The sequence below is a fragment of the Peribacillus asahii genome, from assembly GCF_003570725.1.
Taxonomy (GTDB): Bacteria; Bacillota; Bacilli; order Bacillales; family DSM-1321; genus Peribacillus; species Peribacillus asahii.
In genome coordinates this window covers 339,685-353,289 of record NZ_QWVS01000013.1, presented here as the reverse complement: position 1 = coordinate 353,289, position 13,605 = coordinate 339,685, and the positions used below count along the sequence as shown (strand labels likewise).

Here is a 13,605-nt window from a genome sequence, read left to right as displayed (position 1 = left end):
TCATTATAGCATTTTTTTGGACGAGTCTGAATATGTATGGGAGGAGAGATGGTTGGAGCTTGGCAAGGTTAGAGGAGGGGGAGTACTGCTTAGATCGTGCACATTATCTGTTGCTGTAAATAATCCCGCCGCCACTTTTCTACTATTATGCAGAGGATGTGTGATGCTCGATGAAGTTCCGGGAAATGAAGACGCAAGAAATAGAGAATGCTCTTCAAACAAGCATTAAGCTTGGATTGAACAAAGATGAGGTGACGAAAAGGCAGCGTAAACATGGGTTTAACGAACTTCAAGAGGCTGAAAAACAGTCTGCGTTACTGTTATTTTTTGCCCAGTTTAAAGATTTCATGGTGCTCGTATTATTGGTCGCAACGCTTATCTCTGGGATACTAGGTGAGTATGTAGATGCCATTGCTATCATTGCAATTGTGTTTTTAAACGGGATTCTTGGATTTTTTCAAGAACGAAAAGCAGAGAAGTCTTTAGATGCTTTAAAGGAGATGTCTGCTCCGCAAGTCCATGTGTTACGTGATAATAAATGGATAAAAATACCCTCTAAGGAAGTCGTTGTTGGAGATGTGTTAAAATTTGCAAGCGGTGACCGAATCGGAGCAGATTTGCGAATTATTGAATCATTCAGTTTAGAAATTGAAGAATCTGCTTTAACAGGTGAATCGCAACCGGCTGTTAAAACATCTGAGCCGCTTTTATTTGATGCAGATGGTATTGGGGACGAAGAGAATAAAGCATTTATGGGGACGATGGTAACGAGAGGAAGCGGTAAAGGAATTGTCATCGCCACTGGAATGGATACAGCGATGGGGAAAATTGCCCACTTGCTTCAAACAGCGGAAACGATGATTACACCGCTTCAACGCAGATTGGAGCAGCTTGGTAAAGTTTTAATTGCGACGGCACTCGTGTTAACCGTTATTGTAGTATTGACAGGTGTATTACAAGGACATGACGTGTATACGATGTTTTTAGCAGGGGTATCGCTGGCGGTTGCAGCTATTCCTGAAGGCTTGCCGGCTATTGTGACGGTCGCCTTGTCGCTAGGTGTGCAACGTATGATTAAGCAGCAGGCGATTGTTCGTAAGCTTCCCGCTGTTGAAACGCTCGGTTGTGCATCGGTTATTTGTTCAGATAAAACAGGAACGATGACACAAAACAAAATGACAGTGACAAAGCTATGGAGTGGCGGAAAGACATGGGATGCTACAGGGACGGGCTATGCTCCTGAAGGAGAATTTCTAGACGGTGAACGAGCTGTTTCTGTACAAGCGGAAAAGTCATTGCTTCAATTGTTAACATTCGGTATGCTGTGTAATAAAGCGGATTTAGTGAGAAAAGGAGATCGGTTTACGTTAGATGGTGATCCAACAGAAGGAGCGATGTTTGTTGCTGCATTAAAAGCAGGATTAACGAGAGAGCAATTGTTTGAGAAGTTTACAATTGTGAAGGAATTTCCGTTTGATTCGACACGAAAAATGATGAGTGTCATCATAAAAGATGAAGCAGGAAAGCATTTTGTTGTAACGAAAGGGGCTCCAGATGTCCTGTTTGCTCGCTGTGAGTCGATTTTGTGGGATGGGAAAACAGCTCCTTTGAATAAAGAATATCAAGCAAGTGTTCATCGAGAAATGGAAGGACTAGCTTCACTTGCTCTTCGGATGATTGCGGTAGGCTATAAGCCATTAGCGGCTGGACATGTCGTGTTACATGAAGAGGAAGCTGAAAAGAACTTAACATTTATGGGGCTGCAAGGAATGATTGATCCTCCGCGTCCTGAAGTGAAGCAAGCTATTAAAGAATGTCGAGAAGCAGGCATTAAAACAGTGATGATTACGGGAGACCATGTAACGACCGCTAAAGCGATTGCTGCGCAGCTCGGTATTTTAAAGGGCAAGGAGAAGGTTATTGAAGGGAAGCAATTAAATGATTTGTCGTTTGAAGAGCTAGAAGAAATAGTGGAAGATGTTGCGGTGTTCGCTCGTGTGTCACCTGAGCACAAACTACAAATTGTAAAGGCTCTGCAAAATAAAGGGCATATCGTAGCGATGACCGGCGATGGAGTGAATGATGCCCCGGCTATTAAAACAGCGGATATTGGGGTAGCGATGGGGATTACAGGAACAGATGTGGCAAAAGAAGCTTCCTCACTCATATTAGTGGATGATAATTTTGCGACGATTAAATCAGCGATTAAAGAAGGACGAAATATTTATGAAAACATTCGGAAGTTTATTCGTTATTTATTAGCTTCGAATGTAGGAGAAATTTTGGTGATGTTTTTTGCCATGCTTTGTGCCTTACCGTTGCCGATGGTGCCTATTCAAATCTTATTCGTCAATTTAGTGACAGATGGTTTACCGGCGATGGCTTTAGGTCTAGATGAGCCAGAAGATGATGTGATGAAGCAAAAGCCGCGCAGTCCAAACGAAGGCGTATTTGCAAGGGGACTTGGGTGGAAAATCATTTCTCGCGGTTTTTTAATTGGTGTTTCCACCTTGATTGCTTTTTATATTGTCTATCGTGCGAATCCGGACAATTTGGAATATGCTCAGACGGTCGCTTTTGCTACATTAGTGCTAACGCAGCTGATTCACGTGTTTGACTGCCGAAGCGAACGTTCCATCTTTTCACGAAATCCTTTTGGAAATAAATATTTAGTTGGTGCCGTATTGTCTTCTTTACTGTTAATGATTGCGGTCATTTATTATCAGCCATTGCAACTGATTTTCCATACGATTGCGATTCCTGCTCGTGATTGGCTGTTAATTATCGGAATGTCGTCGATTCCAACTTTTTTACTGGCTGGCAGCTTTTTAGCAAGAAAATCAAAATAATATATGATATAATCCATAAGGTAGTAGAGTGTTCTCTATTACCTTTTTATTTTTTCCAATACATATAATGACTGTACATTATGTTTGATAGGAAGTGAAACCATGGTTATTAGTATGACAGGCTATGGACGAGGTAAGGCAGAGAATGATCATGTAAGGGTAACTGTTGAAATTAAAACGGTGAATCATCGCTTTTGTGAATACAATATTCGAATGCCGCGACAGCTTTTATTCTTAGAAGATAAAGTAAAGAAGAAAGCAAATGAATATATTCGACGTGGACGGGGAGAAATTTTTATTACAGTCGAAGGAGAAGGCCTTGTTTCTAAGGAGCTGAAGTTCGATTGGGATATTGCAGATCAATTTGTTTCACTCATAGATACAGTACAAGAAAAGTATCAGTTTACATCACAAGTTACGTTACAAGATTTACTGAAACTTGAAACGGTTTTTTCGGTAGAGGAAGTGCCCGCAGAAAATGATGAAGTGGAATGGCTTCTACTGCAAGCCTTAACAAGCGCGTTAGAAGATGTAAAACGTATGCGTGTTCAAGAAGGTCAAGAGCTAGCTTATGACTTAGAAAAACATAAGGAAAAGTTAGCAGCTATTGCACAGCATGTGAAACAATATGCTCCTTCTGTTGTTCGTGCTTATAAAGACAGGCTAGCGATGAAGTTAAACGAGTTAACGGACGGATTGATTGAAGAAAGTCGACTTGTTACAGAAGCTGCCATTTTTGCAGATAAGTGTGACATTAACGAAGAGTTAACTAGATTAGAAAGCCACTTATTACAATTCGCAGAAACATTGAAGCAAAAAGATCCGATTGGTCGTAAGCTTGATTTTCTTGTACAAGAGATGAACCGAGAAGTCAACACAATTGGTTCAAAGGGAAATGACTCTCTTATTACAAAGGAAGTTGTCGAAATGAAAAGCTTATTAGAAAAGATGAAAGAACAAGTTCAAAATATTGAATAGGTTGTTTATGATTAAAGCTTCAAGGTGACAATAGAATAGGGATGGAGGACAATAATGTCGATCAAGCTCATAAATATCGGTTTTGGAAATATTGTTTCTGCAAATCGTATTGTCTCAATCGTGAGTCCGGAATCGGCTCCAATTAAAAGAATTATTCAGGATGCCCGCGATCGCGGTTCATTAATAGATGCTACATACGGAAGAAGAACAAGAGCTGTAATTATAACAGATAGTGATCACGTTATCTTATCAGCTGTTCAGCCGGAAACAGTTGCTGCACGTCTTCAAGATCGTGATGACAGCGTAGAAGAGGGGTAAAGGACATATTATGAAAGAAAAAGGGTTATTGATTGTATTATCTGGACCATCTGGTGTTGGAAAGGGAACGGTTCGAAAGGCTATTTTCTCCGAGCCTGATAAATCGTTTGAGTATTCTATTTCGATGACGACTCGTCTTCCACGTGAAGGAGAAGTTGACGGGGTTGATTATTTCTTTAAAACGCGAGAAGAATTTGAAGCGCTCATTGAGCAAGGGAAATTGCTCGAGCATGCTGAGTTTGTAGGAAACTACTATGGTACACCTGTTGATTATGTACGAGAGACAATTGAGGCAGGAAAGGATATTTTCCTAGAAATTGAAGTAGAAGGAGCAAAGCAAGTTCGGGAAAAGTTCCCAGATGGCTTGTTTATTTTCCTAGCGCCGCCAAGTCTTTCAGAGCTTGAGAACCGCATCGTGAATCGTGGAACGGACACGGAAGAGGTCATTCAACGTCGAATGAAAGTGGCAAAAGAGGAAATTGAACTTATGAGTTTATATGATTATGTCGTTGAAAATGATTCTGTAGAAAGAGCATGTGAAAAAGTAAACTGCATTATTGTTGCTGAACATTGTCGACGTGAAAGAGTAGAAGCTCGTTATAAAAAAATGCTGGAGGCTGAATAAATTATGTTATATCCACCAATTGATTCTTTATTACTTAAAATTGATTCTAAATACTCACTTGTTTCTGTTGCTGCTAAGCGCGCTCGTGAAATGCAAATGAAGGAAGATTGCCAGGTTGAAAAGCCAGTTTCTCATAAATCTGTTGGTCGTGCGCTAGAGGAAATTTATTCTGGAAAATTAACTTATACGAATCAATATGAAGAAAAGTAAGTAATCGTATTTGCTTGACCTTTTCGGGTCTGACTCCGTAAAGCAATGAGGCTCGGTAGTTTATCTACCGTATCTCGCTCTGCAAACGTTGTCAGACCTTTTCTTTTTGTGCAGGAGAAGGGGATGTCTGCATGAACTTATTCTATTGGAATAGATGTTTGAATGATAATCGTTTCAAAAGGTAAAGTGATATTCGTTTTATATCCATTTGGATTATAATAAACTAAACAATGTTCAAGCTAGGGGGAAATTCTATGCTTATCGATAAAAAGATTCTTCTTTGTGTAACAGGTGGGATTGCTGTGTATAAGGCAGCAGCTTTAACAAGTAGATTAACACAAGCAGGAGCTTCGGTGAAGGTAATCATGAGTGATTCAGCTCGTCAATTTGTGACTCCGCTTACATTTCAAGCGCTCTCACGACATGATGTTTATACGGACACGTTTGATGAGAAGGATTCAGCCGTTATTGCTCATATTGATTTAGCGGATTGGCCAGATCTTATTCTACTTGCTCCAGCAACAGCGAATGTGATTGGGAAGATTGCCAATGGTATTGCTGATGATATGATTACGACAACACTTTTGGCAACAGAAGCACCAGTTTGGGTTGCTCCAGCGATGAATGTACATATGTATGCTCATCCTGCTGTTCAAAAAAATATGGATACATTACGATCTTTCGGCTATCAGTTCATTGAACCAGGAGAAGGCTATTTAGCGTGTGGTTATGTTGGCAAAGGGCGCCTTGAAGAGCCCGAAACGATTGTTCAGCATTTGCAGCAGGCTTTTAATGAGAAGAATCAGCCATTACCGCTTAGCGGAAAGAAATGTTTAATCACAGCAGGGCCGACGCGGGAAGCGATTGATCCCGTTCGTTTTTTAACGAATCATTCGACTGGCAAGATGGGGTATGCTTTGGCAGAAGAAGCAATTAAACTAGGTGCAGAAGTAACGCTTATTTCAGGACCAGTCAATTTGGCGCCACCTGCTAAAGCACATGTTGTACAAGTAGAATCAGCAGCAGAGATGTATGATGCGGTCTGGCCATTTTATGACGATACGGATATTGTTATTGGTACAGCTGCTGTGGCCGATTATAAGCCAAAAGTTTATCATACACATAAAATGAAAAAACAACCGGGAGACAATGTCATTGAGTTAGAACGAACAAAAGATATTCTTCAAGAGTTGGGAATGAAGAAAACTCACCAACTCATTATTGGGTTTGCTGCTGAAACGAACGCAGTAGAAGAATATGCACGTGGAAAGCTTGAGAAAAAGAATGCAGATATGATTGTAGCCAATAATGTGACGACAGCAGGAGCAGGCTTTGGAACAGATACGAATATTGTAACGATATTTAAACGAGATGGCAGTGCCATCAACTTGCCAATGCTGACAAAAGCAGAGACAGCGAAACGAATTTTAACTGAAGCAGCTTCAATGTTACAAAAGGATTGATGGAAAGTATGAACATTGCAACAGTTATTGTGGATGTTCCCGCAAAGCAAACCGACCGTGAATTTGATTATCGAATTCCGGAAAAATGGACAAACATCATTCAACCAGGAATGCGTGTAATTGTCCCCTTTGGTCCAAGAATGGTACAAGGATTTGTGGTCGGAGTGAAAGATCATAGTGAGTGGAATAAGTTGCGTAATATGAAAGAGCCGATGGATTTAGAACCGGTCTTAAATGAGGAATTGCTGCAGCTTGCTGATTGGATGACGAGGGAAGCGATGTGCTTTAAGATTACCGCTTTACAAGCAATGCTTCCAGCAGCGATGAAAGCAAAATATGAAAAAGTCCTTAATATAATCGAAGAAAAAAAAGATAGGTTATCTCCTATTGTTCTTGCTGCAATGGGACATCGTTCTTCGATTACTTGGAAGGAAGTCATTGAAGGAGAACATGGGGCTCTTTTTCAAAAAGAAGTACAACAGGGGCATCTCGAGCTTGTTTATTATGTGAAGAATAAATTAAATAAAAAAACGATTAAAGTGATTCGCCCATTACATACAGGGGAAAAGCTTGCGGAAATTGCACTCACTTTTACCGGAAATGCGAAAAAACAACGTGAGGTTTTACAATATTTCTGTGCGCATCCTGAACCTATTTCGTTAAAAGAGTTGCTTGAAGTAACGCATACATCGAACGGGACGGTCAAAGCATTAGTCAAGAAGCAGCTGCTTGCTGAAGAAAATCAGGAAGTGTATCGTAATCCGTATGAAAACCGAATATTTGAGCGGTCAGAGCCGCTGTCGTTAACGAATGAGCAAGCTTTAGCACTGCATCCGATTCAAGAAAATATTAGGAACAAAGAACATGAGGTGTTTCTTCTATATGGAGTAACAGGAAGCGGAAAAACGGAAGTCTATCTTCAGGCCATTGCTTCTGTTATTGAAAAGGGAGAGGAAGCAATTATGCTTGTTCCGGAAATTTCGTTAACACCGCAAACGGTCAAACGTTTTAAAGAACGATTTGGCGAGCAGGTCGCTGTGATGCATAGCGGCTTGTCAATCGGGGAGAAGTATGATGAGTGGCGTAAAATTCATCGTAAAGAAGTGAAAGTGGTTGTTGGGGCACGATCGGCTATCTTTGCGCCATTTGAACATCTTGGCTTAATTATTATCGATGAAGAACATGAAGCAAGCTATAAACAAGAAGAGACACCACGCTACCATGCCCGTGATGTAGCGATTGAGCGAGCTAAATCACATCGCTGTCCGGTTATTCTCGGCAGTGCGACACCTACATTAGAATCGTTTGCCCGCGCTCAAAAAGGGGTATATAAGTTACTAACGATGAGCCGACGCATGAATGAAAGTGCACTTCCAGCTGTTGAAATCATCGATATGCGCGAGGAACTCCGCAATGGAAATCGCTCGATGTTTTCAGAAATGCTGTTGACGAAATTAACAGACCGTCTTGAAAAAAGGGAACAGACTGTTTTGATGTTAAATAAACGAGGGCACTCATCCTTTGTTATGTGCCGCAGCTGCGGCTATGTGATTCATTGTCCAAACTGTGATATTTCTCTCACCTATCATCGCTTTAATGATATAATGAAATGTCATTATTGCGGCCATGAAGAGGGCATGCCCAATGTTTGTCCAGAATGTGAAAGTGAACATATTCGCTTTTTTGGAACAGGAACGCAAAAAGTAGAGGAAGAACTAGCGAAGATACTCCCTGAAGCACGCGTTATTCGTATGGATGTGGATACGACAAGCAAGAAGGGCTCGCATGAACGATTGTTGAATGCTTTTGGAGAAGGCAAGGCTGATATTTTACTTGGTACGCAAATGATTGCAAAAGGTCTTGATTTTCCTAATATTACGCTTGTCGGAGTTTTATCAGCGGATACAATGTTGCATTTACCAGACTTTCGTTCTTCAGAGAAAACGTTTCAGCTTTTAACGCAAGTGAGTGGACGAGCTGGAAGGCACAATCTTCCTGGAGAAGTAGTGATTCAAACATATACACCTGAGCATTATAGTATTGAGTTAGCTGCTCTTCAACATTATGATTCGTTTTATGAACGAGAAATGTTGATTCGGAGGCAAAGTCATTATCCGCCTTATTTCTATCTTGTTCTTATTACCGTATCACATGAAGATGTCATGAAAACGGTGGCGACGACAGAAAAGATTACACACTATTTAAGAATGCATTTAAGTCCGCATTCTATTATTTTCGGCCCAGTTGCTTCACCGCTTAGTCGAATCAACAATAGATATCGCTATCAATGTCTGATAAAATACAAGCGGGAGCCGCAATTACATCATCATTTACACACGATTTTAGAGCATTATCAACAAGAATCTATACAACATCATTTGACCATTTCGATTGATTTAAATCCACAAATTATGATGTAGTCCAGTCGCGAGCTGCTAGAAGCGCTCGCGTTTTTAAATAAAATGATTTTAAAACGAGTAAGGGGATATCGCTTCACGCGCCTTGCGCTTTTCTAATAGGAGGTTTAATTTTTTGACGATTTTACCAATTGTAATGTTTCCGGAAAAAATTTTGAAACAAAAATGTGCAAAAGTCACAAGTTTTGATAAAAATTTGGCTAAGCTGTTAAATAATATGTATGAAACGATGGTTGAAGCAGATGGAGTAGGGCTCGCTGCTCCGCAAGTTGGTGTGAAAAAACAAATTGCTGTCGTGGAAATAGATGAGGAATCCGGTGTCATTGAAATGATCAATCCAGAAATTTTAGAAGCAGATGGAGAACAAACTGGGATTGAAGGGTGCTTAAGTTTTCCGGATGTATACGGTGAAGTAACACGTCCATATCGTGTAAAGATTCGGGCACAAAATCGACGTGGAGAATATTATGAGCTTGAAGCGGAAGATTTTTTAGCGCGCGCCATTCAACATGAAATTGATCATTTGCACGGCGTTTTATTTACAAGTAAAATTTCTCGCTATATAACAGTAGAAGAGCTAGAAGGGTTTGAGGAACGATGACAAAGATTATTTTTATGGGGACGCCGGATTTTTCGGTACCTGTTTTAAAGCGAATTATGGATGAGGGCTATGAAGTAATAGCGGTTGTAACGCAACCTGATCGACCAGTTGGACGGAAGAAAGTATTAACGCCTCCCCCTGTAAAAGTAGAGGCGGAGAAGTACGGTATCCCAGTATATCAACCAGAAAAAATTCGTAATGAAGTAGATTTAGCTGAGATTTTGGCCCTAAAACCTGACTTAGTTGTGACAGCGGCTTTTGGACAGATTTTACCGAATGAACTGCTGGAAGCGCCAAAGTTTGGCTGTATTAATGTCCATGCTTCTCTTTTACCAGAGCTGCGCGGCGGCGCACCGATTCATTATTCAATTTTGCAAGGAAAAGAAAAAACAGGTATTACGATTATGTATATGGCTGAAAAGCTGGATGCGGGAGATATTTTAACACAGGCAGAGGTTGTCATTGAAGAAGAAGATAATGTTGGAACACTTCATGATAAGTTAAGTCAAGTGGGGTCAGATTTATTAGCGGAAACTTTGCCAAAACTAATAAATGGAGAACTTACTCCCATTAAGCAAGATGAAGCGAAAGCAACTTTTGCTTCAAATATTAAACGGTCCGATGAAAAAATTGATTGGACAAGAACAGGGCAAGAAATTTATAACCATGTGCGCGGCTTAAATCCGTGGCCTGTAGCGTATACACTATTGGAAGGCAATGTCTTAAAAGTATGGCAAGTAAAAAAGCTTCCAGACATGAAAGAATCCGCTCCGGGAACTATCATCGATGTTCGTGAAGAAGGGATTGTTGTTGCAACAGGTAACGAAACCGCTATTCTCATTACCGAGCTTCAGCCTTCAGGTAAGAAAAAAATGCTGGCAAAAGATTATTTACGCGGTGCTGGGGCATTTATTAAAGCAGGTATGAAGGTAGGAGAAGAATAATGAAGCAAACGAAAAAGGGTGTGCGAGACATTGCTCTTGATATTCTCGAATCAGTAGAGAAAAATCAAGCGTATAGCAACTTGATGTTAAATAATGTGATTAATAAATACCAGCTTTCCAGTGCAGACAGCGGGTTGTTAACGGAAATTAGTTACGGAACGATTCAACGAAAGATGACGTTAGATTATTTCCTTAAACCGTATATTAAAAACCCGAAAAAAACACAGTCTTGGGTAATCAATTTACTTCGTATGTCTGTTTATCAAATGGTTTACTTAGATAAAGTGCCGGATCATGCGATTTTGTTTGAGGCAGTAGAAATTGCGAAAAGACGCGGCCATAAAGGAACGACATCGATGGTTAATGGTGTACTTCGCAATATTCAACGAAATGGCGTTGCTTCTTTTGAGGAAATTGAAGATGAAAGCGAACGTTTAGCGATTAGGACGAGTCATCCCATTTGGCTTGTGAAGCGTTGGATTGAGCAATTTGGCTTTGAAAAAACCGCGGATATGTGTGAAGTTAATTTAACAGCGCCTTTGCAAACGGCACGGGTGAATGTAAAGAAAATTTCCCGCAGTGAACTTGTGAGTATTTTAATTGAAGAAGGCTACGATGTTGAAGCGAGTGATATTTTACCTGAAGCCATTATTTGTTATCGTGGGAATTTAGCGCATTCAGAAAGCTATAAATTAGGATACCTATCCATTCAGGATGAAAGCTCAATGCTCGTTGCTCATGCTTTAGGAGCAAGTGGAAATGATGCGGTTCTTGACTGCTGTGCAGCACCTGGAGGAAAAACAACACATATTGCCGAAGGTTTAACGACTGGACAAGTGTATGCTTTAGATTTGCATGAGCATAAAGTGAAGCTGATTAAAGATCAAGCAGAGCGTTTAGGGCTTCGAAATGTTAAAACACAAGCTGCGGATAGCCGGCATGTTCAAGACTTATTTAATAAAGAAGGCTTTGACCGTATTCTTGTCGATGCACCATGTTCAGGTCTAGGTGTCATGCGCCGTAAACCAGATGTGAAGTATACGAAAACAAAAGATGATATAATAAAGCTCTCTTCTATTCAACAAAAGTTGTTAGACGCAGCGGCACCTTTAGTGAAGCAAGGCGGGCGTTTGATTTATAGTACATGTACGGTCGATCGCGAGGAGAATGATCGAGTGGCAGCTGCCTTTTTGGAAAGCCATCAGGAATTTGAAAGCGATCTAAGTTTAAAAGAAAGAATGCCTGAGGCAATCGTGCCTTATGTGGAAGGACATAGCCTTCAAGTGTTCCCTCAATATTTTGAAAGCGATGGATTTTTTATTGCAAGCTTTAGAAAGAAGGTACAAGCATGACAGAAATTACAAAGTCAACAAGAGTGAAAAAAGATACGAAGCCGGAAAAGCCTTCGATTTATTCGTTAGAAATTCAGCAGCTGAAAGAATGGGCTGTTGAGAACGGTGATAAAGCCTTTCGTGGTGAACAAATTTATGATTGGTTATACAAAAAGCGCGTAAAAGGGTTTGCTGAAATGACAAACCTATCAAAACAGCTGCGTGATAAATTAGAAGAACAGTTTACATTTACAACGCTGAATACATTAATTCAACAAACATCTAGTGATGGTACGATGAAGTTTTTATTTGAGCTTCATGATGGCTATTCAATTGAAACGGTATTAATGCGTCATGATTACGGAAATTCTATTTGTGTTACAACGCAAGTCGGATGTCGAATCGGTTGTACGTTTTGCGCTTCTACACTTGGTGGGTTAAAGCGTAACTTAGAGGCAGGAGAAATTGTTGCTCAAGTTGTAAAAGTACAGCAAGCATTGGATGAGGTTGGCGAGCGGGTGAGTTCCCTTGTCATTATGGGAATTGGGGAACCATTTGATAATTATGACAACATGATGTCCTTTTTACGAAACATTAATCATGAAAAAGGTTTGAATATTGGAGCACGTCATATTACGGTTTCAACAAGCGGTATTATTCCAAAAATTTATCAATTTGCTGAAGAACCTCTACAAATTAATTTTGCTGTTTCTCTTCATGCACCAAATACGGAACTCCGCAGTAAATTAATGCCGATCAACCGTGCGTATAAACTGCCTGATTTAATTGAAGCCATTAAGTATTATACAGAAAAGACCGGGCGTCGTGTTAGCTTTGAATATGGTTTATTCGGTGGAGAAAACGATACAGTGGAGCATGCGGAAGAACTCGCTGCACTTATTAAAGGAATCAAGTGCCATGTAAACTTAATTCCTGTTAATTACGTACCAGAACGCAACTATGTGAGAACACCTCGTGAACAAATTTTTGCATTTGAAAAGACATTGAAGAAACGTGGTATTAATGTAACAATTCGAAGAGAGCAAGGTCATGACATTGATGCGGCTTGTGGTCAGCTTCGGGCCAAGGAGCGAAAAGAAGAGACGAGGTGACTCGATATGCGGACAATTTATAGAACAGACCGCGGTAAAGTACGTCAACACAATGAAGATAATGGTGGAGTTTTTATTAATTCCGCAGGGATTCGCCTTGCCATCGTAGCCGATGGCATGGGTGGTCATCGTGCTGGGGATGTGGCAAGCACGATGACCGTTGATTTGTTAAAGAAAAGCTGGGATGAAGCCGGAGCTATCGAGACAGCGAATGAAGCAGAAGAGTGGCTGAGAAAACATATTACGAAGGTAAATGAAGTTCTCTTTCAACATGCTGCGGAGAATAGCGAATGCCAAGGAATGGGAACAACTATTGTTGCAGCTATCTGTACAGACAAATTTGCATCGGTTGCCAATATCGGTGATAGTCGCTGTTACTTGTACAATGAAAGCGGGTTTAAACAAGTAACAGAAGATCATTCTCTCGTCAATGAACTCGTTCGTACTGGTCAAATTACGAAGGAAGATGCGGAAAATCACCCACGAAAAAATGTTTTATTGCGGGCATTAGGTACTGAATTGAAAGTAGAAATGGATATTGTAACTGTCATGTTTGAAGAAGAAGATATTCTTCTGCTTTGTTCGGATGGTTTGTCTAATAAAGTAAGTGAACAAGAAATGTGCAACATTGTGAAAAATGAACATTCATTAGAAGAAAAAGCAACAGCCTTTATTGATTTAGCTAATCATTATGGTGGCGAAGATAATATTACCCTCGTACTCGTTCAATTTTATGATGAAAGTGTAGTGAGGTGAG

At 40.3% G+C, this 13,605-nt stretch carries 12 protein-coding genes; all 12 read left to right on the top strand.

The window, feature by feature from the left end:
• The first annotated feature begins 170 nt into the window (after window positions 1-170).
• The 12 genes from D1953_RS07940 (at window position 171) to D1953_RS07885 (ending at window position 13,604) form a co-directional block, all read left to right on the top strand.
• On the top strand, window positions 171-2,849 hold the full coding sequence (locus tag D1953_RS07940; RefSeq protein WP_119116621.1) for a cation-translocating P-type ATPase: 2,679 nt from the start codon (window positions 171-173) through the stop codon (window positions 2,847-2,849).
• Between the two features lie 102 nt (window positions 2,850-2,951).
• Window positions 2,952-3,827: a YicC/YloC family endoribonuclease gene (locus tag D1953_RS07935; protein WP_119116620.1), complete on the top strand. Its 876-nt coding sequence runs from the start codon at window positions 2,952-2,954 to the stop codon at window positions 3,825-3,827.
• 54 nt (window positions 3,828-3,881) lie between these two features.
• On the top strand, window positions 3,882-4,145 hold the full coding sequence (gene remA, locus D1953_RS07930; protein ID WP_034313813.1) for an extracellular matrix/biofilm regulator RemA: 264 nt from the start codon (window positions 3,882-3,884) through the stop codon (window positions 4,143-4,145).
• A gap of 10 nt (window positions 4,146-4,155) precedes the next feature.
• Entirely contained in the window at window positions 4,156-4,770 is a 615-nt protein-coding gene (gmk, locus tag D1953_RS07925; RefSeq protein ID WP_119116619.1) for a guanylate kinase, read from the top strand.
• 3 nt (window positions 4,771-4,773) lie between these two features.
• Window positions 4,774-4,980, top strand: a complete 207-nt coding sequence (rpoZ, locus tag D1953_RS07920) for a DNA-directed RNA polymerase subunit omega (protein WP_119116618.1) — start codon at window positions 4,774-4,776, stop codon at window positions 4,978-4,980.
• 254 nt (window positions 4,981-5,234) lie between these two features.
• Window positions 5,235-6,443 (top strand): bifunctional phosphopantothenoylcysteine decarboxylase/phosphopantothenate--cysteine ligase CoaBC, encoded by a 1,209-nt coding sequence (coaBC, locus tag D1953_RS07915; protein ID WP_119116617.1) that lies wholly within the window; start codon window positions 5,235-5,237, stop codon window positions 6,441-6,443.
• 8 nt (window positions 6,444-6,451) lie between these two features.
• Window positions 6,452-8,863, top strand: coding sequence for a primosomal protein N' (gene priA, locus D1953_RS07910; RefSeq protein WP_119116683.1), 2,412 nt, complete (start codon window positions 6,452-6,454; stop codon window positions 8,861-8,863).
• A gap of 112 nt (window positions 8,864-8,975) precedes the next feature.
• Window positions 8,976-9,461: a peptide deformylase gene (gene def / locus D1953_RS07905; RefSeq protein ID WP_119116616.1), complete on the top strand. Its 486-nt coding sequence runs from the start codon at window positions 8,976-8,978 to the stop codon at window positions 9,459-9,461.
• A complete protein-coding gene (gene fmt / locus D1953_RS07900; protein WP_119116615.1) occupies window positions 9,458-10,405 on the top strand; it encodes a methionyl-tRNA formyltransferase in 948 nt (315 codons plus the stop codon). The genes def and fmt overlap by 4 nt, the downstream gene beginning before the upstream one ends.
• Complete coding sequence (gene rsmB, locus D1953_RS07895; protein WP_119116614.1) at window positions 10,405-11,757, top strand: 16S rRNA (cytosine(967)-C(5))-methyltransferase RsmB; 1,353 nt, start codon at window positions 10,405-10,407, stop codon at window positions 11,755-11,757. Before fmt ends, rsmB begins: the two co-directional genes overlap by 1 nt.
• Entirely contained in the window at window positions 11,754-12,848 is a 1,095-nt protein-coding gene (gene rlmN, locus D1953_RS07890) for a dual-specificity RNA methyltransferase RlmN (RefSeq protein WP_119116613.1), read from the top strand. The genes rsmB and rlmN overlap by 4 nt, the downstream gene beginning before the upstream one ends.
• A gap of 6 nt (window positions 12,849-12,854) precedes the next feature.
• Entirely contained in the window at window positions 12,855-13,604 is a 750-nt protein-coding gene (locus D1953_RS07885; protein ID WP_119116612.1) for a Stp1/IreP family PP2C-type Ser/Thr phosphatase, read from the top strand.
• The last annotated feature ends 1 nt before the right edge of the window (window position 13,605 follow it).

What these genes read in the sequence shown, in the direction of transcription:
- remA (WP_034313813.1), top strand. Translation starts at nt 3,882, where the DNA reads ATGTCGATCAAGCTCATAAATATCGGTTTTGGAAATATTGTTTCTGCA.
- rsmB (WP_119116614.1), top strand. Translation starts at nt 10,405, where the DNA reads ATGAAGCAAACGAAAAAGGGTGTGCGAGACATTGCTCTTGATATTCTC.
- rlmN (WP_119116613.1), top strand. Translation starts at nt 11,754, where the DNA reads ATGACAGAAATTACAAAGTCAACAAGAGTGAAAAAAGATACGAAGCCG.
- D1953_RS07885 (WP_119116612.1), top strand. Translation starts at nt 12,855, where the DNA reads ATGCGGACAATTTATAGAACAGACCGCGGTAAAGTACGTCAACACAAT.
- rpoZ (WP_119116618.1), top strand. Translation starts at nt 4,774, where the DNA reads ATGTTATATCCACCAATTGATTCTTTATTACTTAAAATTGATTCTAAA.
- priA (WP_119116683.1), top strand. Translation starts at nt 6,452, where the DNA reads ATGAACATTGCAACAGTTATTGTGGATGTTCCCGCAAAGCAAACCGAC.
- coaBC (WP_119116617.1), top strand. Translation starts at nt 5,235, where the DNA reads ATGCTTATCGATAAAAAGATTCTTCTTTGTGTAACAGGTGGGATTGCT.
- gmk (WP_119116619.1), top strand. Translation starts at nt 4,156, where the DNA reads ATGAAAGAAAAAGGGTTATTGATTGTATTATCTGGACCATCTGGTGTT.
- D1953_RS07940 (WP_119116621.1), top strand. Translation starts at nt 171, where the DNA reads ATGAAGTTCCGGGAAATGAAGACGCAAGAAATAGAGAATGCTCTTCAA.
- D1953_RS07935 (WP_119116620.1), top strand. Translation starts at nt 2,952, where the DNA reads ATGGTTATTAGTATGACAGGCTATGGACGAGGTAAGGCAGAGAATGAT.
- fmt (WP_119116615.1), top strand. Translation starts at nt 9,458, where the DNA reads ATGACAAAGATTATTTTTATGGGGACGCCGGATTTTTCGGTACCTGTT.